21 protein-coding genes and 1 tRNA gene are annotated in these 22,601 nt (G+C 65.0%); 9 read left to right on the forward strand and 13 right to left on the reverse strand.

What is annotated here, in order from left to right:
• Window positions 1–10 precede the first annotated feature (10 nt).
• From AC1DPF_RS08200 to hspQ, 5 genes are all read right to left on the reverse strand, one after another.
• The gene (locus tag AC1DPF_RS08200) at window positions 11–544 is read right to left on the reverse strand and encodes a TetR family transcriptional regulator (protein ID WP_477868843.1); all 534 of its coding nucleotides are present in this window, start codon (window positions 542–544) and stop codon (window positions 11–13) included.
• A 253-nt stretch (window positions 545–797) separates the two neighbouring features.
• The gene (locus AC1DPF_RS08205; RefSeq protein ID WP_477960636.1) at window positions 798–1,370 is read right to left on the reverse strand and encodes a GNAT family N-acetyltransferase; all 573 of its coding nucleotides are present in this window, start codon (window positions 1,368–1,370) and stop codon (window positions 798–800) included.
• A gap of 175 nt (window positions 1,371–1,545) precedes the next feature.
• Complete coding sequence (gene rpmA / locus AC1DPF_RS08210; protein WP_477868839.1) at window positions 1,546–1,815, reverse strand: 50S ribosomal protein L27; 270 nt, start codon at window positions 1,813–1,815, stop codon at window positions 1,546–1,548.
• A 27-nt stretch (window positions 1,816–1,842) separates the two neighbouring features.
• Window positions 1,843–2,205: a 50S ribosomal protein L21 gene (gene rplU, locus AC1DPF_RS08215; RefSeq protein ID WP_477868837.1), complete on the reverse strand. Its 363-nt coding sequence runs from the start codon at window positions 2,203–2,205 to the stop codon at window positions 1,843–1,845.
• Between the two features lie 371 nt (window positions 2,206–2,576).
• Entirely contained in the window at window positions 2,577–2,915 is a 339-nt protein-coding gene (gene hspQ, locus AC1DPF_RS08220) for a heat shock protein HspQ (protein ID WP_477869268.1), read from the reverse strand.
• Window positions 2,916–3,093: 178 nt separating this feature from the next.
• On the opposite strand from hspQ, the gene AC1DPF_RS08225 reads away from it, so the two are divergent.
• A tRNA-Ser gene (locus tag AC1DPF_RS08225) sits at window positions 3,094–3,183 on the forward strand.
• Window positions 3,184–3,345: 162 nt separating this feature from the next.
• Here the strand turns inward: AC1DPF_RS08225 and AC1DPF_RS08230 are convergent.
• From AC1DPF_RS08230 to AC1DPF_RS08260, 7 genes are all read right to left on the reverse strand, one after another.
• Window positions 3,346–4,377 (reverse strand): NADP-dependent oxidoreductase, encoded by a 1,032-nt coding sequence (locus tag AC1DPF_RS08230; RefSeq protein WP_477960638.1) that lies wholly within the window; start codon window positions 4,375–4,377, stop codon window positions 3,346–3,348.
• Window positions 4,374–6,425, reverse strand: coding sequence for a 3-hydroxyacyl-CoA dehydrogenase NAD-binding domain-containing protein (locus AC1DPF_RS08235; RefSeq protein WP_477868792.1), 2,052 nt, complete (start codon window positions 6,423–6,425; stop codon window positions 4,374–4,376). Before AC1DPF_RS08235 ends, AC1DPF_RS08230 begins: the two co-directional genes overlap by 4 nt.
• Window positions 6,422–7,942: a class I adenylate-forming enzyme family protein gene (locus AC1DPF_RS08240; protein WP_477868790.1), complete on the reverse strand. Its 1,521-nt coding sequence runs from the start codon at window positions 7,940–7,942 to the stop codon at window positions 6,422–6,424. The genes AC1DPF_RS08235 and AC1DPF_RS08240 overlap by 4 nt, the downstream gene beginning before the upstream one ends.
• Entirely contained in the window at window positions 7,935–8,729 is a 795-nt protein-coding gene (locus AC1DPF_RS08245; RefSeq protein ID WP_477960640.1) for an SDR family NAD(P)-dependent oxidoreductase, read from the reverse strand. The genes AC1DPF_RS08240 and AC1DPF_RS08245 overlap by 8 nt, the downstream gene beginning before the upstream one ends.
• 301 nt (window positions 8,730–9,030) lie before the next feature.
• Window positions 9,031–9,375: an EthD family reductase gene (locus tag AC1DPF_RS08250; RefSeq protein ID WP_477868786.1), complete on the reverse strand. Its 345-nt coding sequence runs from the start codon at window positions 9,373–9,375 to the stop codon at window positions 9,031–9,033.
• Between the two features lie 3 nt (window positions 9,376–9,378).
• On the reverse strand, window positions 9,379–10,176 hold the full coding sequence (locus AC1DPF_RS08255) for an enoyl-CoA hydratase/isomerase family protein (protein ID WP_477868784.1): 798 nt from the start codon (window positions 10,174–10,176) through the stop codon (window positions 9,379–9,381).
• A gap of 64 nt (window positions 10,177–10,240) precedes the next feature.
• Entirely contained in the window at window positions 10,241–10,942 is a 702-nt protein-coding gene (locus AC1DPF_RS08260; RefSeq protein WP_477868782.1) for a carboxymuconolactone decarboxylase family protein, read from the reverse strand.
• Window positions 10,943–11,163: 221 nt separating this feature from the next.
• Here AC1DPF_RS08260 and AC1DPF_RS08265 point away from each other — a divergent pair, with 221 nt between their 5' ends.
• The 8 genes from AC1DPF_RS08265 to AC1DPF_RS08300 all read left to right on the forward strand — a co-directional run bounded on the left by AC1DPF_RS08265 (window position 11,164) and on the right by AC1DPF_RS08300 (window position 22,358).
• On the forward strand, window positions 11,164–12,399 hold the full coding sequence (locus AC1DPF_RS08265; protein WP_477868780.1) for an acyl-CoA dehydrogenase family protein: 1,236 nt from the start codon (window positions 11,164–11,166) through the stop codon (window positions 12,397–12,399).
• On the forward strand, window positions 12,396–13,478 hold the full coding sequence (locus tag AC1DPF_RS08270; RefSeq protein WP_477868778.1) for a phosphotransferase family protein: 1,083 nt from the start codon (window positions 12,396–12,398) through the stop codon (window positions 13,476–13,478). The genes AC1DPF_RS08265 and AC1DPF_RS08270 overlap by 4 nt, the downstream gene beginning before the upstream one ends.
• Before the next feature lie 73 nt (window positions 13,479–13,551).
• Window positions 13,552–16,014 carry a TonB-dependent receptor gene (locus AC1DPF_RS08275; protein ID WP_477960642.1) on the forward strand — a complete coding sequence of 821 codons (2,463 nt, stop codon included), beginning with the start codon at window positions 13,552–13,554 and terminating at the stop codon, window positions 16,012–16,014.
• Window positions 16,015–16,080: 66 nt separating this feature from the next.
• Window positions 16,081–17,415, forward strand: coding sequence for an FAD-dependent oxidoreductase (locus AC1DPF_RS08280; protein ID WP_477868774.1), 1,335 nt, complete (start codon window positions 16,081–16,083; stop codon window positions 17,413–17,415).
• Window positions 17,416–17,426: 11 nt separating this feature from the next.
• Entirely contained in the window at window positions 17,427–18,785 is a 1,359-nt protein-coding gene (locus AC1DPF_RS08285) for a spinster family MFS transporter (protein WP_477960644.1), read from the forward strand.
• Window positions 18,786–18,787: 2 nt separating this feature from the next.
• Window positions 18,788–19,672 (forward strand): SDR family NAD(P)-dependent oxidoreductase, encoded by an 885-nt coding sequence (locus AC1DPF_RS08290; protein WP_477960646.1) that lies wholly within the window; start codon window positions 18,788–18,790, stop codon window positions 19,670–19,672.
• Window positions 19,669–20,424, forward strand: a complete 756-nt coding sequence (locus AC1DPF_RS08295; protein WP_477960648.1) for an SDR family NAD(P)-dependent oxidoreductase — start codon at window positions 19,669–19,671, stop codon at window positions 20,422–20,424. The genes AC1DPF_RS08290 and AC1DPF_RS08295 overlap by 4 nt, the downstream gene beginning before the upstream one ends.
• On the forward strand, window positions 20,421–22,358 hold the full coding sequence (locus AC1DPF_RS08300; protein ID WP_477960650.1) for an oxidoreductase: 1,938 nt from the start codon (window positions 20,421–20,423) through the stop codon (window positions 22,356–22,358). The genes AC1DPF_RS08295 and AC1DPF_RS08300 overlap by 4 nt, the downstream gene beginning before the upstream one ends.
• A gap of 13 nt (window positions 22,359–22,371) precedes the next feature.
• On the opposite strand, the gene AC1DPF_RS08305 is transcribed toward AC1DPF_RS08300, so the two are convergent.
• A partial coding sequence (locus AC1DPF_RS08305; protein ID WP_477960652.1) for a transposase occupies window positions 22,372–22,601 on the reverse strand: 230 nt, incomplete at its 5' end.

A 22,601-nucleotide genomic window follows, 5' to 3' on the forward strand; every position in this document is an offset into this window, starting at 1 on the left:
AAAAGAACCCTTACCAGCCGCGCATGATCCGCAACTGGTGCGCCAGGTTCGCCCGCGTCGTCTCCCGCGGCACTTCGAGCGCGGCGGCAATGGGCGCGCCGATCATGCCGTCGCCCAGCGCCGCCAGCACGAGTATCTGGGTAATCTGGCGGACGGGAGCGCCGCGATATTCGCCGAGTTCCTCGACGAGATTGTGGACCGCATCCAGGATCGGCGCCAGGCCGTCATGCTCGCCCGTCAATATCATCCACGACATCAGCGCGGCCACGCCCTGTTTTTCAAAGGCATCGAAGGTAATGTCGACGAGTTCGCGGATATCGCCTTCGGTCTGCCGCTGTCGCAACACCAGCTCTCCGATCTCGCCGGTTATCCGGCTGATCATCATCTCCGCCATCGCACGGCGCAGCTCGCCGGCCGAGCCGAAATGATGGAGAATATTGGCGTGGGTGCGGTTGATCCGCTTGGCCACCGCCATCAACGTCACCGCCTGCGGCCCCTCCTCGATCAGGATGGCGCGCGCTGCCTCAAGCGCTAGCCGGCGCATCTCGTCGGTAGATAGACGCAAACGTAAATGCGGCATGCAAAGCTTCTCATCGTGGCAGCGGTATGACGAACTGGGCTCCTGCCGGCCACGACTCTGCCGGAACGGGAGCCGCGCTTCCACCCCCATCGGCGGCGCGCATAGCACCATGGGCCGGCCGCGGCCTCGCAGGATTTTCTGTCACCGTTACAAGCCGGGCTTGGCATCATATGTTACCCTCGGCACAGGGTATATGGCCGCCCCCCAATGGCGATGCTCAGGCCGCCATCGCATCCTCTCGATCATATCCGACGGCCGCTGCCGGCCGCTCCCGTCCGACGGCACCGGCAGCGCGACTATATTCGACGCAGGTCTCCACCGAATCGCGCGCGCGGCAGGGTGCCATGCTGCCCACCCCGCTGGGCGTGAAGCCCAGTTTGCGGAGAACCCGTGCCGCAGCGGGATTGTGGACGAAGTGCCGGGCGAACAGGCGCTGAAGGCGCAGCCCCTTGTCGGCCAGTTCGATGACGGCCCGCCCCGCCTCGGTAGCGAAGCCGAGGCCCCAGTAGGACCGCGCTATCCAGTAGCCGAGTTCGATGCCCACATCGCGCTGCTCGAGCCCGATGCCGCCAACGAGGCGCGGCGCACCATGCGTCCGTGAAAAGATAAGGAAGTTCGGCAGGCGTCCATGATCGGCAGCGAGATAGGACTCGGCATCTTCGATCCGATAGGGCCAGGGTGCGCGGGCGAGCTTGCCGACGATCGCATAATCGCTGATCGCGGCCGCCAGTGCGGGCGCATCTTCCTTCCAGCCAGGACGCAGCAGCAGCCGCTGAGTACGAGCGAACATTGGTAATCTCCCTCTCCGCCGTCCCGAAACGCCATTGAACCCAAAAGGTTACAGGGCAGCGACAATGTTATGAGGGAGACACGAAAAAGGGAGCCGGTGCTACCGTCTCCCCTCGCGATCCGGCTTGCCGGATCATCGGGTCGCCCTCTGGACGACCCGGATATGGGCTCGCCCGTTACTCGGCCGCTTCGGCCATCGCATCGACGCTCACATATTTGCGGCCAAGCTTGCCGCTGTGGAAGGCGACGCGGCCTTCGCTGAGCGCGAACAGGGTGTGATCCTTGCCCATGCCGACATTGCGGCCAGGATAGACCTTGGTGCCGCGCTGGCGGATGATGATGTTGCCACCGATCACGATTTCGCCACCGAACTTCTTGACGCCGAGGCGCCGGCCGGCCGAATCGCGACCGTTGCGCGAAGAGCCGCCTGCTTTCTTATGTGCCATCTCAAACTACTCCGTTGGCTCTATCGATCAGGCTTCGGCAGCCACGGGCGCATCCGCCTTGGCCTTAGCCGGAGCCTTCTTCGCCTTGGTCTCGCCGCCGATCGACAGGATCTTGAGGATCGTGTGCTGCTGACGGTGGCCGTTGCGGCGACGATAATTGTGACGACGACGCTTCTTGAAGACGATGACCTTCTCGCCCTTCGCCTGCGCGATAATCTCGGCCGAGACGGTAAGGCCCGCCACGTCCTTCAGCTCGGCACCTTCGCCAGCGAGCAGGACGTCGCCCAGCGACACTGTCGAACCTGCATCGCCGTCGATCTTCTCGACGACGATCTTGTCTCCTGCGGCAACGCGATACTGCTTGCCGCCCGTGCGCACGATAGCGAACATGGCCCTCATCACTTCTTCAAATCAGTTAGCGCAAGCGCAATGGCACGCGGCCATTTACCCCCGCACGGGAAAGCGGTCCGCTAAAGACTGAGTCCCGGAATGTCAACCACGCAGAGGGGTTTCGCGGGAAACTTCCCTGCGCGCACGACCGGGGCCGGCACTGCCCGCGAACTGAATGCGCCGATATGGACCATATAGCAGGGAAGACAGCCTAAGCTGGAACTTCTCGACGTTCGATACGCCCGACGAATGCACCCGATCATCCGATCGAGCCGGCCATACACGCAGGATTCTCGTTCTAGGCCGGCGGCGGTTTGGCTTGATCTTTCCTAGATGTCGCCGGGGGTAAGAGCTCCCCGATGGCACTCACATCAGTGCCGATGCTCGCGCCGCAGCCGATACCGCCCATCGACATAACTGTCGAACAGCCCGGCGATCGCAGGGTGGTCGATCATCTCGTCGCTGTCGTCACGGACCAGATTCTGCTGGCTGACATAGGCGATATAGTTGCTGTCACTGTTCTCGGCGAACAGATGGTAGAAGGGCTGCTCCTTCGACGGACGAATATCCTCGGGGATCGCCTCATACCATTCCTCGGTGTTGGCGAAGACCGGATCGACGTCGAAGATCACGCCGCGGAACTCGAACAGGCGGTGCCGCACGACATCGCCGATCGCGAAGCGGGCATGCGCTACCGACGGCGTACTGATCCCCTTGTGCGGAGCGCCAACGACGGTGGGAACGGACAGGTTTTTTTCAATCACCTTTCCAATGTAGGGAAGTCTCACCCACTTGCAAGCAGGCGCTTGGCAAGTGCCGATCCATCCGCTAATGCCCCGCCCCTATCGACTGGCGGACGGCTCCACGGCCTCCCGCTTGCTCCTCTGCGGAGAGGTGCCGGAGTGGTCGATCGGGGCGGTCTCGAAAACCGTTGTGCCCGCAAGGGTACCGTGGGTTCGAATCCCACCCTCTCCGCCAGGAACCCCTCCGCAGGGGTCCGCAGAAGTCCACCGATATCGACCTTTTCCCTCTGATAACTGAAATTCGCTCTGGAGGAATTGCCGTTGGCAAAGCCGGAGCTCTCGCTCGGCGGATTTCTGTCAGATATCCCGCTTTGCTACATGGATGGCGCGAAGCGGCTCACCCTTCGGCTGACGCGGTGCTCACGAGGAGTGTTCCTTCAGTGTTGCCGCGAAACAGGTCAACAAATGCCTCGGGCAGTCGTTCGAATCCCTTCCGCAAATCAATGCGACACATGATGTCGCCGCGCTCGATCCACAGGCGAAGTGCGGTGTACGCCTCGTCATATCGCGCGGCAAAGTCACCGACGACAAAGCCCTGCATCAGGATGCGGCCGTAGACCAGTTTCATCATGTCGCGCGGGCCGGGCGCAGGCTGTCCTGTGTCATAAGCCGAAATCTGGCCGCACAGAACGATGCGGCCATGCACAGCCATGGCATCCACAGCCGCCTGCAAGACAACGCCTCCCACATTGTCGAAGAAGAGATTCACGCGCTCGGGACAGAGTTCCGCAATCCGGGCGGCCAGATCCTCTTCCTTATAGTCAATCGTCGCATCCACCCGGGCAACATCGCGGAGCCATGTGCATTTATCGGGCCCGCCGGCGATGGCGACGACCCGGCAGCCCCGGATCCGCGCGATCTGGCAGGCGACCGCACCGACCGAACCCGCGGCGCCCGAGATGAGGACGGTATCACCCGCCGCCGCCCGCCCCACGTCGATCATGCCGAAAAAAGCGGTCAGGCTGTTGGGCGAATAGGGGCCGAGCGCGTCGGCGAGCGTGAGCCCGTCGGGTATCGCGACGATCGGCACGGCCGCCCGATCCGGCGTCAGCACCGCATAGTCCTGCCAGGGCGACACCGCCGTGATCAGATCCCCGGCGCTGAAATGCGGATGGCACGAGGCGATCACCTCTGCACCTGCCATGCCCGCCACCGGCTGGCCGATGCCGATCGCGCTTCGATAGCTGTTGCCCGGCTGGTTAAGCCAGTTCCGGATCGTCGGCGCGCAGGAGAAGAGGTGGTTGCGCACCAACACCTCGCCTTCCGCCAGCACCTGCGGCACGAACGGTTCCTCGCGATATGCGAAATCTGAAATCGACACGCGCCCCTGCGGCCGCCGCGCGAGCAGCCAGGCGCGATTGACGGTCATGGCTGGAACCGCGCGCCTCGCGCGGCGAGATCGACGAGCAGATCGGCAGGACGGAAGGCAGCGCCATGGCTGGCTTCCAGATCGCGCAATCCGGCGACAACTCGATCGAGGCCGACGGCGCCCGCCCAGAACATCGGCCCGCCGGTATAGACCGGCCAGTTATAGCCGAGCACGGCTGCGACATCGATATCGGACGCGCGCAGCGCGATGCCCTCCTCCAATATCCGCGCGCCTTCGTTGACGACGGGATACAGCAGGCGCGCAAGCAGCGCGTCCGCGCCCAGCGTCGGGGCCTGTGTGACACCCCTGGCCTGCGCGACATCGCCGATGATCCGGTCTGCCAGCGGGGAAGGCGTCGGCCGGCGGGCCGCGTCATAGTCGTAATAGCCGCCATTCTGCTTCTGCCCGAGCCGGCCGGCGGCGACGAGATCGCCCATCGCCGTGCGCTCATTGCCCTCGCGGCCGACCACGTCGAGCCCGACCAGATCCATCATTTGGAAATGACCCATGGCGAAGCCGTAGTCGAACAGAACGCGATCGATCGTGGCGATCGGCGTGCCTTCGAGCGCAAGCGCGTCGGCCTGCGCACCACGCGGTGCGAGCAGCCGGTTGGCGATGAAGCCGGGGCAGGTGCGGCTCAGCACCGGCACCTTGCCGATCCGCCGCGCGAGCGCCATTGCCGTCGCGATCACCGGCTTCGCGGTCTGCGTCCCGCGCACCACTTCGAGCAGCCGCATGACATTGGCGGGCGAGAAGAAATGCAGGCCGACCACCCGTCCGGGATTGCCTGTCGCCGCGGCGATGGCGTCGAGATCGAGGAACGACGTGTTGGAGGCAAGGATCGCTTCCGGACGGACGATTCGGTCGAGCCGGGCGAAGATGTCCCGTTTGACCTCGAGGCTCTCGAATACCGCTTCGATCACGAGATCGGCAGCCGCCACCGATCCGATGTCGATCGTGGGCGTGAGCAGCCGAAGTCGCTCATCGACCTGATCCCGAGTCAGCCGGCCCTTCTTCGCGCTCGTCTCGTAGACGCGGCGGATATTGCCGACGCCCCGATCGAGCGCGGCGGTGCTGGTTTCGACCAAAGTTACCGGCAGGCCCGCATTGAGGAAATTGATGGCGATGCCGCTGCCCATCGTGCCTGCGCCGATGATCCCGACCGTGCAAATGTCGATCGGCCGGATATCGGCACGGATATCGGGCACGCGTACCGTCTCGCGTTCGGCGAAGAAATTATAGCGCAGCGCCTCCGATTCGGTGCTGGCCACCAGCGTGTCGAACGCCGCTTGCTCGCGCGCCATGCCGTCTTCGAACGGCAGGGCAGCGGCGGCCTCGACCAGCGAGACGATCGCCTCCGGGGCTTTGAGGCCGCGAAAGCGCTGGGCGTTCGTCTTGCGAAATTCGGCGAACAGCTCAGGCCGCGCCTCCACGCCGGTTCGGTCGCGGATGCGCGGGCGAGGCGCGCCCTTGCGGATCACGTCCTGTGCGAATGCGATCGCCGCTGCGCGCAGCGCCTGATCGGGCACGACCGCATCGACCAGGGCGAGGTCGAGTGCTTCGGGTGCGCGCACATGGCGGCCCGAGGTCAGGATGTCGAGCGCAGCCGCCGCCCCCGCGAGGCGGGGAACGCGTTGCGTGCCGCCGGCCCCCGGCAATATGCCCAGGGTCACCTCGGGCAGGCCGACCCGTGCCGATTGCGTCGCGATCCGATAGTGGCAGACCAACGCAAATTCGAAGCCGCCGCCTAGCGCGGTGCCGTGGATCGCGGCGATCACCGGCTTCGGCCCGTCCTCGATCAGGTCGAACAGGTCGAAGAAGGTCGGCAACGCCGCCGGCTTGCCGAGCTCGCCGATATCCGCACCGGCGATGAAGGTGCGGCCAGCGCAGATCAGCACGACGGCCTGCGCGTCGGGAGCCGCGAACGCCTCCTCCAGGCGATCGAACAAGGCGCGGCGGAGCGCCGCACCGAGTGCATTGACCGGAGGATTGTCGATGGTGACGACGGCGACGCCATCTTCGATCGCCAGCGTGGCTAATGCGGTCATGCTGTCTTAGACCCTTGTGCGCTTTGCAGGACGTCTTCGGCGGCGCGCGCAGCCATCGCCTTCTTGTCGATCTTGCCGGTGGCGGTCAGCGCCATCGCATCGACCAGCACCAGATGTTCGGGCCATTTCTTGCGGCTCAATCCCTGCCCCGCCAGATGATCGAGCAAGACCGGCAGATCGACCTCGCCGGCGCCGGGGCGGACGCGGCAGACCGCGCAGGCCTGCTCTCCGAGCTTGCGTTCGGGCACCGCGACCACCGCGACTTCGGCGATGGCCGGATGGCGCAGCAAAGCCGCCTCGATCTCGGCCGGATCGATGTTGAAGCCACCGCGAATGATCTGGTCCTTGATCCGCCCGACGACCCGGACGAAGCCGCCCTGATCGCGGATGATCTCGTCGCCGGTCAGGTAGAAGCCGTCCGGCGTCATGCGTTCCTGGCCCGCCCCGAGACCGTCGGCATAGCCCAGGAATAGCGACGGCCCGCGTACGCCGGCCTGCCCGCGGGTGCCGCGCGGCTGCATCCGCAATTCATCGTCGAACGCTTCCTCCTCGGTTCCGGGGAAGGGGATGCCATCGAAGTGCTGGCGCCGTTGGAGCGGGTGGCCGGGATGGTTGGAACTATGCCCCATGCATTCGGACATGCCGAACATCCGCAGCACCTTGAGCCCGAGCAGGGCGTCGGCATCGGCGATCAGCTCCGGCGTCATCGCGCTGCCGCCGACCGCCATCGCGCGCAGCGGCAGCGTGCCGCTCCACTCGCCCAGCCGGACGGCCTCGATCATCGTGAACAGGTGCGTCGGCACCGCGATCGCCCAACCGCATCGATACCGCTCGGCGCGTGCGAGGGCCGCGGCGGGGACCCAGGGATCGATCAGCACCAGCGGATAGCCGAGCGAGAGCGCGAAATGCGCGGTGAAGGTGAAGCCTGGCGCGCTATCCATCGGTACGATGCCCAGGATCGCGTCACCGGGCTGGAGCCCCGCGATCGTCGCGCAGGCTCGCGTCGCATAATTCAGCGCGCCCGGCCCGTGCATCACGCCTTTGGGCACGCCGGTGGTGCCCGACGTGAAGCCGATCAGTGCGGTAGCCCTGTTGCGGGGATCGGAGGAGCGCGGCATCGCTGTCGGCCCCGCGATGGTGAGATCGCCGCTTGCGTCGGCATCGATCCGCGCGGCATGGCCCAACCGCGCCTCCAGCACCGCCACATCGCCGGCGCTGAGCTTGGGCGAGAATGGGCAGAACACCGCGCCGACGGCTGAAATGGCGAGCGCGGCTGCCAGGGTCTCCGCGGTCTTGTGGGCGGCGACCAATATCCGGTCGCCTGCACCGATCTCGAGCGCCCGCAGCCGATCGGCGATATCGTGCGCTATCGCGTGCAGCGTGCCGCGTGACCAGAGTTGGTCGGCACAATCGACGACTGCCAGCGCGTCGGGATCTGCGGAGGCCAGCCCATCGAACTGGGGCCAGAGGCGGGTATCGTCCCAGGCCAGGTCGGTCGTGGTGGAGCTCTCAGGCAAGCGATTGCCCTCCGTCGACCAGGAAGGTCTGGCCGGTGATGAAACTGCCAGCCTCCGAGGCTAGCAGCGCCAGCGTACCGGCCACTTCGCCGGGGCGGCCAAAGCGACCGAGCAATATGCCGGCGCGGGTTTTTTCCTGGACGGCAGCATCGAGCGTTTCGGTCATCCCGGTTTCGATCGATCCCGGCGCGATCGCGTTGACGCGGACGCCGTGCCCGGCCCATTGCGCGGCAAGGTCGCTGGTCAGGTGAACGATCGCCGCCTTGCTCGTCGTGTAGGGCACGACCTGCCCCGCCTCGGGCCGATAGGACAGATAGGCCCCCACCGAGGCGATGTTGACGATCGCCCCGCCACCCGCCTCGATCATGTGCCGCGCCGCGTGGCGGCAGGCCAGGAACGTGCCGGTAAGGTTGACGTCGATCACCTTGCGCCAGCCCTTGAGCGGGATGTCCTGCGGCAAGCCCCACCAGGAGGCGCCGGCATTGTTGACGAGGATGTCGATGCCGCCGAGCCGCTCGACCGTAGCGGCGACCGTCCGTTCGACCGAATCCTCGTCGGTGATGTCGCAGGACAGGCCGATCGCCCGTGTGCCGAAGCGTTCGGAGACCGATGCCGCGGTCGCGGCACAATCGGCCTCATGGCGCGAGGCGAGCGCGATGGCACAGCCGAGATCGGCGAGGGTCACCGCGATCGTCTCGGCCAGCGCGCCACGGCCGCCGGTGATCAGCGCCTTTTTGCCGTCGAGCCGAAAAAGACGGCCGGTAAAGCCTGCGGTTTCGTCAGCCATGATCGCATCCTTGGGCAGGGTAATCGGTCAGATACTGATTATATGCCATGGTCTGTTCCATACCGATCCTCCCAGGGGGAGTGGCAGCGCAAAGCGCTGACGGAGGGGAGGACGGCGTACGCCTCGGAGGAAGAGGAGCAGGTGAGCCCTCAAGCTGCAGCTGGTCGCCGCCCGCCCCTCCGCCGCCTTGGGCGACACCTCTCCCTAGCGGGGGAGGATAGATGAACGTCTTCGCCCACGAGCCTTATCTTGGCGTCTGTGGGCAATGGCCGACGAGACAAAGCAAAGGCGCTCCGCTCGTTCACGCGCTTCCCCCGCTTCCCGGCATCAGCAGATCGACTTCCTCGGTAATGAGGACGATCCGCTTGCCGCCCATGCCCTTGGTCTGCCGCGTCGCCGCCGCCCATTCGGGCGAGGCGAACGCGGTATCGAGCGCCTTTTGATCGGCGAAGGTCAGCACGGCATGGCCGTCCCAGGCGGGTTCATCGGGATTGTCATAATCCCGCGTCACCACGCCATGCCGATAGGCGATCAGCCCCGGCAGCACCCGGGCCGCGTCGGCATGCGGACCGCGCCACCAGGTCGTGAACCGATCCTGGTCCCAGTCCGATGGCCGGCGCGCCAGGACGACGAAGCTGACCGCCATCGATCAGTTGCCAGTCCAGACCGGCTTGCGCTTTTCGAGGAAGGCGCTGACGCCCTCCTTGGCATCGGCCGAGTGATGGACGACGTTGCAGGTCATCGTTTCCAGCGTGATCAGCGAATTGGTGTCCGCATCCATACCGCGATTGAGCGCCATCTTCGTCATCCACATGCAGAACGGGCTCTTGTCGATCAGCGGCGCGCAGAAATCGGCGATCAGCTTGTCGAATTCAGCCGCGGGCGCGGACGCGTTGCACAGGCCCCATTCGACGGTCTCGTCGCCCGACAGCAGCTTGCCGGTGAGCATCAGCTCCTTGGACTTGCGCATGCCGATGTAGCGCGGCAGGCGATAGATCGGGCCGGCACCGCCGAACAAGGCGCGGCGGATGTGGAAATCGCCGATCTTCGCCTCGGACGCGGCGAGCGCGAAATCGCACGAGATCATCAGTTCGAAGCCGCCGGCGACGGCATAGCCCTCGACCGCCGCGATCGTCGGTTTGCTCATATTGTAGATCTTGTCGTAGGTGCGCGCCGAATCGATCGCCAGCTGCAGCGAAACCGTCGATTCGTGCAGGACCGGGCCGACCAGCTGGTCGAGATCCGCGCCCGAGCAGAAGGTGTTGCCCCGACCGCGGAACACGACGGCCAGCGCCTTCTTGTCGGCCGCCGCGCGATCCACTGCGACTTCGAGCTCGCGCAGCAGTTGCGGGCTGACGCAGTTGCGCTTGTGCGGGCGGTTCAGCCAGATGGTGCAGATGCCGTCATCGGCCAGTTCATACTGAATGACGTCCTGTTCAAGTTCCATGTTGAGTCTCCTTTTTTCACATCGGATGGGCGCGCAGATGGACAGCCGACCTGCGCAAAATCTGTCACGCGGCACCGCTTTCGTCCGGAGGCGCCAGCATCGCGCCGACCGCCATCCAGGCAGCGATGCCCGCCGACGGCACCGCACATAGCACCGCCTCGGCAATCTCCTCGTCGGTGGCGCCCGCCAATCGAGCGCCACGGACATGGGTGACGGCCATCGGGCTGTAGCCGGCGGCCAATATGGTGAGCAGCAGCAGCTCGCCATATTTGGGCGACAGCGGATTGGCGTCGATGCTGCCGCGCCGCATCAGATAATAAGCGTCCGCAGCCGCGGGATTGAGGCGCAGCAATTGCGCAAGCGGGGCGGGGATCGTTCCGAAATACGCGGCGAAGTTGGCGACGGCTTCTCCCGCAGCCGCAGTCGGCAGCGGCTGGGGTGCCGGTGCGTCGATCGCCGCGAACGACGCCGCGATGACCTCGGCAAAGTCGAGCGCCGCCGCTTCGCCGCGCAAGCTGGCCAGCACGATCAATCCCGCAGTGGCTTCGACCGAAGTCAGGCCCAGTCCCACGCCCCGCGCCAGTTCGCGCCGGGCAAGGCAGAGATGGCGGCGGTCTATGGCCGCAACCGCGGCGAACAGCGCCTTGAACTTCGCCGGCACCGCCCCGTCGGTGTCGATCACCGAACGGAATGCGGCGAAACCCGCGAGGGTGTAGGGTGCATGCCCCCTGAGCAGCGGGACGTCCATCAACGGGCTTGTCGGCATTGGTCTCTCCTGCATGAAAGCATGTCGACCGACTGGTCGGGCGTCAATCGGAAATATTCGCACTGACCTATCTGACAGCCGACCGCGTGGTCGGGCATTTTCCATTGACAGCCGACCAGTCGGTCGATTACCAGTTTTTCCCGACCGACTGGTCGAACGAGCCCACCTCGACGGGAGCTGTCTCACGACGGCCTCGTTGGCCAGGCTGTTAGGGGAGCGAAATGGATTTTGAACAATCGGCACGATCGCGGGAGTGGATGGAGCGCGTACGCACCTTCATCGACGATCATATCGTTCCGGCCGTTCCGGTCTATCACCAGCAACTCGCCCAGATCGATCGCTGGGCCGAGATCCCGCCGATATTCGACGAGCTGAAGTCCAAGGCGCGGGCGGAGGGCCTGTGGAACATCTTCATGCCGCCGTCCCCGCATGATGACGAATATTTCACCAGCGTCGGACTGAGCAACGTCGAATATGCGCCGATAGCCGAGCTGATGGGGCGCATCTCCTTCGCGTCCGAAGTGTTCAACTGCATGGCGCCCGACACGGGCAATTTCGAAGTGCTGCACCGCTATGGCACGCCGGATCAGAAGCAGCGCTTCATGATTCCGCTGCGGGATGGCGAGACTCGCTCCGCTTTCCTGATGACCGAGCCAGCGGTCGCGTCATCGGATGCGCGCAACATTCAGACCGAGATTCGCCGCGACGGCGACGACTATGTGATCAACGGCCGCAAATGGTGGTCGTCGGGTGCCGGCCATCCACGCTGCGCCTTCTTCATCGTGATGGGCAAGACCGACCCGGACGCGCCGGCATATTCACAGCAGTCGATGATCCTCGTGCCGCGCGATACGCCTGGCATCACGCTGATCCGCCACTTGCCGGTGTTCGGCTACGATCACGCCCCGCATGGGCATTTCGAGGTGGACCTCGCAAATGTCCGGGTGCCGGCCGCAAATCTGCTGCTTGGCGAAGGCCGTGGCTTCGAGATCGCCCAAGGCCGGCTCGGGCCGGGCCGTATCCACCACACGATGCGCAACATCGCGACGATGGAGGTCGCGCTCGAAAAGACGTGCCGCCGCCTGCTGACGCGACACGCGTTCGGAAAGCCCATCGCCGAGCATTCGGTGTGGGAGGAGCGGATCGCCCGTGCGCGCTGCGAGATCGAGATGGCGCGGCTGCTGTGCCTCAAGGCCGCGCACAGCATGGATACGGTGGGCAACAAGGCCGCGCGCGCCGAAATCGCGATGATCAAGATCGCTGCACCCAAAATCGCGCAGCGGATCGTCGACGAAGCCATTCAGGCGCATGGCGGCGGCGGAGTGTCCGACGATTTCGGGCTTGCCGAACTCTATGCCAACACCCGCATCGTGCGGCTGACCGACGGCGCCGACGAGGTGCATGAGCGCCAGCTGGCGCACATCGAACTCGGTAAATATCGGGGGCCGCGCGCATGAGCGCTCCGCAGCCCGCATCCTATATCGGCGGCACGTCGACCGTCGCCGCCGGCGCCCGGTTCGATGAGCGAAGGCTCGCACAATATCTCGATGGCGCGGTGAAGGGCTTTGCAGGCCCGCTGGCGGTCGAGCAGTTCGAAGGCGGCCAATCGAACCCGACCTATTTGCTGATCACGCCCGACGCCAAATATGTGCTGCGCCGCAAGCCGGCCGGCGTGCTGCTCAAATCGGCCCATGCCGTCGATCGCGAATATCGCGTCACCCGCGCCTTGTTCGAGGCCGGTCTGCCGGTGCCGGAGCCGCTGGTGCTGTGCGAGGACGAGGATGTCATCGGCACGATGTTCTATGTGATGCGCCACGTGGAGGGGCGCATCTTCTGGAACGCGATGATGCCCGATCTCACGCGCGAGCAGCGGGCGGCCGTCTATGATTCGGCCAATGAGACGCTCGCCCGGCTCCATCTCGTCGATTATGAGCGGCTCGGGCTTGGCGACTATGGCCGCCCCGGCGATTATTTCGCGCGCCAGGTATCGCGCTGGTCGCGACAATATGCGGCTTCGCGAACGCACGACTTGCCGGAGATGGACCGGCTGATCGAATGGCTACCCGGCGCGATTCCCGAGGAAAAGGGATTATCAAGCCTCGTCCACGGCGACTACTCGTTCCATAATCTGCTAATCCATCCGACCGAGCCACGCGTCGTGGCCGCCCTCGATTGGGAACTGTCGACGATCGGCCACCCGCTCGGCGACCTGACATATCATATGATGGAATGGTTCCGCCCTGAGGGGGTGGATGTGCGCGGCACATTGCTGGGCAAGGATCTCGGTGCCCTCGGCATCCCAACGGCTGAGGATTATGCGATGCGCTATCGCGACCGAACCGGCTTCGATGTCGATCCGATGTTGCCTTTCTATCGCGCATTCAATTTGTTCCGGGTGGCCGCGATCCTGCAGGGCATCGCCGGCCGCGCTCGGGACGGTGTCCAAACGGCCGCGAACGCATCCGACATCGTCACCCGTATCGAGCCATTGGCCAAGGCGGCGTGGGCGCAAGCCCGGCGCGCGGGCGCCTCGTAAGCAAGCTTAGGACCATCACCGACCCTGAGCTCAAAATCAAAGCCGGCTCAGCGTCCATCCAGGGGAGAGGGAAATGAAGCGCCTATCACATGACATTCCGCTGACGCGACTGCTGCTGGCGAGCAGTGCGATTATCTGCCTGGCTTATCCGGCTGCGGCCTGGAGCGCCGAGGCTGATCAGCAAGCCGAGGCACCTACCGATGCCGCGGAATCATCCGGCACGCAATCCGCTACCGATATCGTGGTGACAGCGCGTCGCCGCACCGAGCGGCTGATCGATGTCCCGGTTGCCGCAAACGTCATCGGCGCGCAGGACATCCGCCAGTATAACATGACGTCCATCGCCAACATCAAGATTCTGGCGCCGCAGATTTCGCTGGACCGCGGCTTCACAGGATCGGGCACGTCGATCACCATGCGCGGCGTCAGTTCGGCGAGCCTCGATGCCGGGGTCGAGCAGTCAGTTCTCCTGGATTTCGACGGTATGGCGATCAGCCGCGGCCGCATCCTCAACGACGCATTGTTCGACATTGAGACGGTCGATGTCCTCAAGGGGCCGCAAGCGCTGTTCTTCGGCAAGAATTCGCCTGGCGGCGTGGTTTCGGTCAAATCCGCCGATCCGACGTCGGAATTGTCCGGTTATCTGCGCGGCGGTTATGAGTTCACCGCCGACACGGCCTCGCTGGATGGTGCGATCGCCGGGCCGCTCACCGAAAATCTGGGCGCGCGGGTCGCCCTGTTCGCGAGCCAAAGCCAGGGCTATATCCGCAACCAGAACAACGGTGTGGTCGACCTGCTGCGCAGCGGCGCCACCGGCAGCGTGTTCGTGCCCGCTGCGCAGCACAAGCTTGGCGCCGAGAAGAAGCTGGCCGGCAGGTTGACGCTCAAATATGAAGCCGGCGATTTCGATGCCACCTTCAAGATGCTCTACAGCCATTACGAAGGCCAGAGTCTGCAGAGCTTCGACGAGGTCATGGGCTGCCCCGCGTCCCGGGCACGTCCCGGCACGAGCACCGGCCTGCTCGATCCGACCGGCGACTGCAAACTCGACAATCGATCCTCGCAGGGGTGGCTGTCGCCCACCATCATCAATCTGTGGCCGCAGGTGAAGAGCCACGACAACGGGCAGCCTTTTTCGAGCAACGATACCGCGATGCCGACACTCTCCCTCAATTACGAGGTCGGGAAGATCAAGCTGACATCGGTTACCGGCTATTATGACTATGATTATGTGAGCCAGGGCAATGCCGACGGCACAGCCTATTCGCAGTTCTGGTCCTACAGCAACGAGAAGAACAAGAGCTTCTACGAAGAGGTCCGCGTCGTCTCCTCGTTCGACGGCATGTTCAATTTCGCGGCGGGCGGCCATTATGAACGCAACCGGCGCACCTTGTTTGTCGGCGGCGCCAATGGGGCGATGCTGCCGGACGCAACGAGCGGCAAATTCCACACCTATGACAACGAGCAGCATAACAAGAGCAGCGCCTACTCGGCGTTCGGCCAGCTCATCTTCAAATTCTCGGATGCGCTCGAGCTTGCGGGTGGTGGACGTTACACCAAGCAAAGGAACAGTCTGAGGAGCTTCACGACTTTCGTGAACTCGAACGCTGTGGGGCAGCTCCCTATCGGCACCGTCATCCGGGGTCGCAAGAGCGAGGACAATTTCTCGCCCGAAGCAACCGTGACCTGGCATCCCGCCCACGACGTGATGATCTATGGCGCCTACAAGACCGGCTACCTAGCCGGCGGGTTCTCCAATCCGGGCATCCTCGCTGCGACCGCCACCAAGGATACGTTGAGTTTCAGCGCGGAAAAGGTGCGCGGTTTCGAGATCGGCACCAAGGCGTCGCTCCTCAACAACCGACTCACCGCCACCCTCACCGGCTTCCGGTACAAATATAAGGGCCTGCCGCTGACGTCGCTGCTGGTGCTGCCGAACGGTTCGCCGGTGTTCGTCACCCAGAATGCCGCGAGCACGTTGACCCAGGGCGTCGAATTCGAAGCAAGCTATCGCCCGGCCAGGGGGACGACTTTACGCACATCGGCATCCTATAACGACGCTCAATTCGAACGCTTCCCGATCGCCCAATGCTATGCCGGACAGACGGTCGCGACCGGATGTATTCCGGCCGTGGCGGCGACCCCAACCACCACAGCGGTCCCCGCTCATCAGGATCTGTCCGGAAAATCCGTCTATCGCTCGCCAGATTGGGTGTTCACGGCGGGAATCGTGCAGGAATTCGATCTCACGTCGGAGTTCAGGATGACCGTGAATGCCGATATTCGTCACACGTCGGGCTATTATAGCGGGCTCAACCTCAACCCGGTGTCGTTCCAGAAGGGCTTCACGACCGTCAACGCCGGCGCGCGGATCACAACCGTGGACGACCGTTGGGCCATCTCGCTGATCGGCCGTAACCTGACCAACCGGCGCTATGCGACGCTGGGCGTCGATAAGCCCGGCGGCATTGGCGAGGTCTTCACCGTCGCGGGTGAACCCCGCGCCGTCGTTCTCCAGGGGGAGATGAAGTTCTAGCTGCCGATACCCCCTCCTCTTTCGAGGGGAGGGGCACGACTCCAGGCCAGGCCAGGAACGGACGGAATGGACGAAGACACCATCGATTGCGATCTGCTTGTCATCGGTGCCGGCATGGCGGGCCTGTCGGCGGCGGGCTGGGCCGCCGAGCGGGGCGCGAAAGCCATCGTTGTCGAACGAGCGCCGGCGATCGGCGGATCGGCGGTGCTTTCCGGCGGGGTGTTGTGGACCGCATCATCGCGCGGGAAGATGGCGCTCTATGCCGGTGGCGACCCGGTGCTCGGCGACGTCCTGTTCGATACCTATCCCGATGCGATCGCCTGGCTCAGGCGTCGCGAGGTGGCCATTTCGCCGCGCATGGGCGTCCTCCACGGCTATGGCTACCAGATCGACATCGTCGAACATGTGCGCGGTTGCGCGTCGCTGGTCGAAGCGGCGGGGGGTCATGTAATCCTGGGCACGACCAGCGATACGCTCATCAAGGACGATGCGGGCGCGGTGATCGGCGCCCGCACGCGTCACGCCGATGGTGATGTGACAGTGCGGGCGCGCTCGACGATCCTGGCCACTGGCGGCTTCCAGGCATCGCCCGAGCTGCGCGCGCGCTATATCCATCCACACGCGCGTGACATGCGGCTGCGGTCGAACCCGTTTAGCGATGGACAGGGGCTACGACTTGGCGAGGCCGCGGGCGGCGAGATTGCCGCTACCAACCCCGGCTTTTACGGCCACCTGGTCAGTGAATCGACGGAATGGGGAGAGGAACGCCTCTATGTCATGCTGTCGCAATATCACAGCGAGCAGGCGCTGTTGCTCAACGAGCAGGGTCTGCGCTTTTGCGACGAGACCTTCGGCGACCATGCCAACAGCTATGCAACGCTGATTCAGCGCAACGCCCGGGCCCTGTGCATATGGGACGCGCGCGTGCACGAGCAATATGCGACCCAGCCGATCGTCGCGACGGGGGTGCCAGTCGACAAGATGCAGGCGGCGCTCGAACTGGGCGGCAAGGGGATCGTCGCCTCGACCCTCGCGGAGATTGCCGCCTTTGCAACGGAGCAGGGCTTTGACGGCGGCCAGGTCGAGCGCTCTGTCGCTGCCTTCAACGAGGCTGCCCGCCAGGGATGGGAAACGCTCGATCCCCCGCGCATGGATGCGTGCGAGCCGCTTGACCGCGCTCCTTTTTATGCGCTGGTCGTGCATCCCGCGATCACCTTCACCTTCGGCGGGCTGACGATCGATACGCGGGCGCGGGTGCTCGATCGAACCGGAAGGCCCGTCCCGGGGCTGCTGGCGGCCGGCAGCGACGCGGGCGGCGCCTTCGGCACCGGCTATGCCGGGGGGTTAGCGCTGGCCATGACGTTCGGGATCACCGCCGCGCGCACCGCCGGCTGGAACTGAAGGGCGATCCGATGAACATCCCGTCTCAAGCGCCAGGCCAGCACGCCGCTTCGGATGACACGTCCGTGCGCAAGAACGCCTTGTTCGCACTCTTCCTGGTGTCGACCTTCAATTATATCGACCGCACCATCCTTTCGATCTTGCAGATCCCGATCAAGACGGAACTTGGCCTGTCGGACGCGCAGATGGGGGCCCTGACCGGCCTGTCCTTCGCTCTGTTCTACGCGACTTTGTCGCTGCCGGTTGCCCGGCTCGCCGATCGCATGAGCCGGCGGTTTCTGGTCGCAGCCTCTCTCGCCATCTGGAGTGCGATGACGGGGCTGAGCGGCCTGGCAATCGGCTTCGGCACACTCGTCTTCTTCCGCATCGGCGTCGCGATCGGCGAGTCGGGTAGCGTTCCAGCCAGCGTATCGCTCCTCGCCGACTATTATCCACCCGCGCGCCGCGCCACTGCCATGTCAGCCTGGGGACTGGCGCTGCCGGCGGGAATGATGCTGGGATATAGCGTGACCGGTTGGCTAGCGGCCACGGTCGGTTGGCGGTTGTCGTTCGCAATCATTGGAATGGCAGGGCTCCTGCTTGCTCCCCTCGCACTGGCCTTGATCAAGGAGCCGCCGCGCGGACGCTTCGAGGCGGCTGGAACGCGCACCGAAACCGTGCCGGTACGGGCCGCGCTGACCTTCCTCTGGCAGGAAAAGGCGTTCCGCTACGTCGTACTCGCCACCATGCTGCACGGCTTCTCGCAATATGCGATGATGACCTGGAACGCACCGTTCTTCACGCGTAATCATGGCCTGTCGCTTCAGAACGTGTCGCTGCTGATGGCGATGCTGAGCGGAGCCGGTGGCGCGGTGGGCATGTTTCTAGGAGGCTTTCTCGCCGACCGGCTGGCGGTTCGCGACCAGCGGTGGCGCGTCTGGATAATGGCGCTGGCCGTGGGCACGACCGTGCCGGTGGCGTTGGCGCAATATCTGGTCGCTTCGACAGGCTTGTCGATCGCGATGGCCGCAATCTCTTCGCTGCTGATGATCGCTTATTACGGCCCGGTACTCGCGGTTACCCAGTCGCTCGTCCCCGCCCACATGCGCGCTTTCAGCAACGCGGTGCTGCTGCTGATCTTCAATCTGTTCGGGCTCGGGTTGGGTCCATGGTGCACCGGCATGCTGAGTGATCTGCTGGTTCGGCAGTTCGGGGCGGGCGATAATGGGCTTCGTTATGCGCTGTCGCTGTCGCTGATATCTTCGGTCGTCGGGGCGATGCTGTTCGTCTACGCGGCTCGGCTCTATCGCGCGGCCATGGCGCAGGGGAAAGCCCCGGAAGTTCCCGGCTCTCGCCCGATCCCGACAACGACAGCCCCCGCGAAAGGATAGAAATGATCTCCGATTTTTCTGGCAAGACGGCCGTCATCACCGGTGCCGGGAGCGGCATCGGTGCCGCGCTCGCCCGCCGGGCGGCGGCCGAAGGTATGAACGTCGTGCTCGCCGATATCCGCTTCGAGGATGCGGCCAAGGTAGAGGCGGATCTGGGCGACGGACGGGCGCTGGCCGTAAGAACCGACGTATCCGATGCAGCGAGCGTTGCCAGCCTCGCCGATCTGGCCTGGGACCGCTTCGGCTCGGTCGATTTGCTCTGCAACAATGCCGGCATCGTTCCCGGCGGACGTCACCGCAAGGTTTGGGAATATAGTCTGGGCGACTGGCAATGGTCGCTCGGGGTCAACCTCTACGGCGTTGTGCACGGGATGCGGGCCTTCGTGCCGCGGATGATCGCTGCGGGCCGCCCCGGCCATATCCTCAACACCGCTTCGGTCGCGGGCGTCGTCAGTGGTTCGGGCTCCGCCTGCTACGGGGCGTCCAAGCATGCCGTCGTGCGCGCTACCGAGGCGCTCTATGCCGGGCTCAAGGAGGTGGGCGCCCCAATCGGGGTGACGATGCTTTGCCCTGGACTGGTGGCCACGGGCATCTACGACGCCGAACGCCACCGCCCCGACGCGTTCGCCGATGGCGACGGCCCACTGCAGGAATCCGCCGATCTCGAGGCGATACGCGATGAACTCTATCGCAACGCCACCACGCCCGAGGAAGCCGCCGACATCGCCTTCGCAGCGATCATCGAGAATCGCTTCTACGCCTTCACCACGACGAGCTTCGATCCGGCGATCCGGCAGCGGGCGGATGACATATTGGCGCGCGCCAATCCGAATTTCGAGGATATCGTCGCGATGAGCCGCCGCGACGCCGGGCTCGACCGCAGATGAACCGGTTCGCCGATCGCATTGTCCTGGTAACGGGCGCGGCCTCGGGGATCGGACTTTCGGCGGTGCGGCGCTTCGCGGCCGAGGGAGCACATGTCTATCTCGCCGACCGCGACATCGATCGCCTTGGCGATGCGCTCGCAGCATTGGCACCCGCAGACCCGCATCGCGCCGTGCGGTTCGACGCCACCGATGAGGCGGCATGGGCGATGCTGGCGGATCGCATCGGTGCTGAGGTCGCTCGGCTCGACGTGCTGGTCAACAATGTCGGCAATGCGGTCATGCGATCGATCGCCGATACCAGCCTCGCACAGTGGCGAGAGGCGATGGCGATCAACCTCGACAGCGTCTTTCTCGGCACACGCGCGATGCTGCCGTTGCTTGCGGCATCGGGGCATGGCGCGATCGTCAACATATCGTCGATCCGCGGGATCATCGGCGGGGTGAACGCGGGGTCTTATTGTGCCGCCAAGGGCGGCGTCCGCATGTTCACCAAGGCGACCGCGCTGGAATGCGCCGCGCTCGGCAACGGGATACGCGCCAATTCGCTGCACCCGGGGCTGATCGAGACCCCGCTGGCGGCGGCCTTCTTCGCTGATCCCGGGAAATCCGCGCGCCGGCTCGCCGAAATCCCGCTCGGCCGCGCCGGCCAGGCCGACGAAATCGCCGACGCGATCCTCTTCCTCGCGAGCGACGAATCCCGCTATATGACGGGTGCCGAACTGGTAATCGACGGCGGCTGCGTCGCGCAATGACGCCGTTTCCGCGGCTATTCTCACCGCTCACGGTCGGGCCGGTCACGCTCCGCAACCGCATCGTCATGCTACCGCACGGCACCAGCATGGTCGCAGCGGGAGCGCCCACCGACGATGATATCGCTTATTACGAGAGCCGGGCACGGTCCGGCGCGGGCCTGCTGATCACCGGAGCCGCCGTCATTTCACCCGATAGCGCACGCCGCGGACGCAAGCTGATCGAAACTTATAATGACGATGTGCTGCCGATGCTCGCACGCCGTGCCACTGCGGTGCGCGCGCAGGGCGCCGCGATCGTCGGGCAGATCGTTCATCTGGGGCGCGAGTCGATCGGCATGGAGAGCGATCATCCCCTGATCGCGCCAAGCCCGATCCGTTCGCCACGCGACCTGTTCTCGCCGCACGAAATGGACGAAGCCGATATCCGCCGCGTCATCGTCGACTTTACCCGCTCGGCAAGCAACCTCAAGGCGACCGGCCATGACGGCGTCGAGATTCACGGCGCACATGGCTATCTCGTCGGCCAGTTTCTGTCGCCCGCCACCAACCATCGCGAGGATCGCTGGGGCGGCGATCCCGAGCGGCGGATGCGGTTCCTGTTCGAGCTGATCGACGCCATCCGCAGCGCCTGCGGCGATGCCTTCCTGCTCGGGCTGCGGCTGAGTGCCGATGAGGAACAGGCAGAGGGCCTTGAACTGCCCGATACGCGGCGCATCGCCGAAGCCGTCGCGCGCGGCCATCCGGTCGATTATCTGAGTGTCACTTTGGGCACGCGCGGCGCCTATGTGAAGGACGCGACCCAGCCGGAGGCGACCGCGGCGCGAGCGGCCGGCACGCTGCGCGCCGCATCGGGACTGGTGACGATCGTCGGTCAGCGTTTCACGTCTCCGGCTCTTGCCGAAGCAGCGCTGGCGGCGGAACAGGCTGATGCGATCGGCTTCGCCCGGGCCTTCGTCGCGGATGGCGATTGGGTGGCGAAGGCCGAGCGAAACGAGGCTGGGCGCATCCGCCCGTGTATCGGCCTGAACCAGGATTGCCGCGCTTTCGCGCCCCACTTGCACTGCGCCGTGAACCCGCTCGCGGGGCGCGAGAGCGATCCCGCTTTCGCCCCTGTCATTCCTGCGGCGCGTCCTCGCCGTATCGCGATCGTCGGCGGCGGGCCCGCCGGCATGGAGACCGCCCGGATCGCAGCGCTACGCGGACATCATGTCTCGCTCTACGAAGCCGGCGACGGGCTAGGAGGACAGTTTCTCTATGCGGCGTCGGTGCCTGGACGGACCGGGCTGTTGCGGCTGATCGATCATTTGCAGAGTGAGCTCAGGCGCCTGCCCGTCACCGTCGCGTTCGGTCGCCGGATCAATGGCCCCGCCGATCTTGCCGGCACGGCCGATGCGCTCGTGCTGGCTACCGGCGCGCTGCCCCGGCCGCTCGACTCGGAGCGCCATGGTGCCGGCGTCAGCGCCTGGATCGACATTTTGCGCGACGGCGCCCCTGCGCCTCATGGCACCGGGCATGCGCTGGTGCATGACGATGGCACCGGCTTCTGGTGGACCTATGGCGTCGCCAACGCGCTGGTCGACGCGGGGTGGCGGATTAGCATCTCGACGCCGTCGGCAACGATCGCCAGCGCGATCCCATCGGAAAGCTTGGCGCCGTTGCTGGTGCGGCTGGGCGCGGGCGACGCGCGCTTTCGGCCATTGTCGGAACTGCTCCACGCCGGGGACGGCAAGGCGCACCTGATGTGCTTGGCCAATGGCAGCGAAACGGTGATCGAGGCCGATCTCATCGTGGTGCAGACCGGGCGGGAACCGGCGGGCCCATCCCCGGCCGCCTTCGCGCGCCACATCGAGATCCACCGAATCGGCGATTGCATGGCACCGCGGCGCCTCTCCCACGCGCTGTTCGAGGCGCACCGGCTCGCGGTACGGCTCTAGGCTGAATCGACATTCAGCACCAGAAGCTGAGGGCAGCGAGGCATAGGCTAGCGAGATAGTTTTGCGGGATGCGATCGTACCGTGTGGCGATACGGCGTAGCTGCTTGAGTTTACCGATGGTCCGTTCGATGCGATTGCGCAGCTTGTACTTGACCGGATCGAAGGCTCGTTTGCGGGGCATGCAGACGCGCTGCGGGATGATCGGTTGAGCACCCGTTGTTTCGATGAAGTCGAGTATCGCGT

This window comes from Rhizorhabdus sp. P4_G6, from assembly GCF_056401045.1.

Bases quoted from the DNA above. Each gene is read 5' to 3' on its own strand.
- rpmA (WP_477868839.1), bottom strand. From the start codon at position 1,815: ATGGCACATAAGAAAGCAGGCGGCTCTTCGCGCAACGGTCGCGATTCG.
- AC1DPF_RS08265 (WP_477868780.1), top strand. From the start codon at position 11,164: ATGGATTTTGAACAATCGGCACGATCGCGGGAGTGGATGGAGCGCGTA.
- AC1DPF_RS08245 (WP_477960640.1), bottom strand. From the start codon at position 8,729: ATGGCTGACGAAACCGCAGGCTTTACCGGCCGTCTTTTTCGGCTCGAC.
- AC1DPF_RS08275 (WP_477960642.1), top strand. From the start codon at position 13,552: ATGAAGCGCCTATCACATGACATTCCGCTGACGCGACTGCTGCTGGCG.
- AC1DPF_RS08290 (WP_477960646.1), top strand. From the start codon at position 18,788: ATGATCTCCGATTTTTCTGGCAAGACGGCCGTCATCACCGGTGCCGGG.
- AC1DPF_RS08285 (WP_477960644.1), top strand. From the start codon at position 17,427: ATGAACATCCCGTCTCAAGCGCCAGGCCAGCACGCCGCTTCGGATGAC.
- AC1DPF_RS08300 (WP_477960650.1), top strand. From the start codon at position 20,421: ATGACGCCGTTTCCGCGGCTATTCTCACCGCTCACGGTCGGGCCGGTC.
- AC1DPF_RS08250 (WP_477868786.1), bottom strand. From the start codon at position 9,375: ATGGCGGTCAGCTTCGTCGTCCTGGCGCGCCGGCCATCGGACTGGGAC.
- AC1DPF_RS08270 (WP_477868778.1), top strand. From the start codon at position 12,396: ATGAGCGCTCCGCAGCCCGCATCCTATATCGGCGGCACGTCGACCGTC.
- AC1DPF_RS08260 (WP_477868782.1), bottom strand. From the start codon at position 10,942: ATGCCGACAAGCCCGTTGATGGACGTCCCGCTGCTCAGGGGGCATGCA.
- rplU (WP_477868837.1), bottom strand. From the start codon at position 2,205: ATGTTCGCTATCGTGCGCACGGGCGGCAAGCAGTATCGCGTTGCCGCA.
- AC1DPF_RS08295 (WP_477960648.1), top strand. From the start codon at position 19,669: ATGAACCGGTTCGCCGATCGCATTGTCCTGGTAACGGGCGCGGCCTCG.
- AC1DPF_RS08280 (WP_477868774.1), top strand. From the start codon at position 16,081: ATGGACGAAGACACCATCGATTGCGATCTGCTTGTCATCGGTGCCGGC.
- AC1DPF_RS08235 (WP_477868792.1), bottom strand. From the start codon at position 6,425: ATGACCGCATTAGCCACGCTGGCGATCGAAGATGGCGTCGCCGTCGTC.
- AC1DPF_RS08255 (WP_477868784.1), bottom strand. From the start codon at position 10,176: ATGGAACTTGAACAGGACGTCATTCAGTATGAACTGGCCGATGACGGC.
- AC1DPF_RS08230 (WP_477960638.1), bottom strand. From the start codon at position 4,377: ATGACCGTCAATCGCGCCTGGCTGCTCGCGCGGCGGCCGCAGGGGCGC.
- AC1DPF_RS08205 (WP_477960636.1), bottom strand. From the start codon at position 1,370: ATGTTCGCTCGTACTCAGCGGCTGCTGCTGCGTCCTGGCTGGAAGGAA.
- AC1DPF_RS08200 (WP_477868843.1), bottom strand. From the start codon at position 544: ATGCGCCGGCTAGCGCTTGAGGCAGCGCGCGCCATCCTGATCGAGGAG.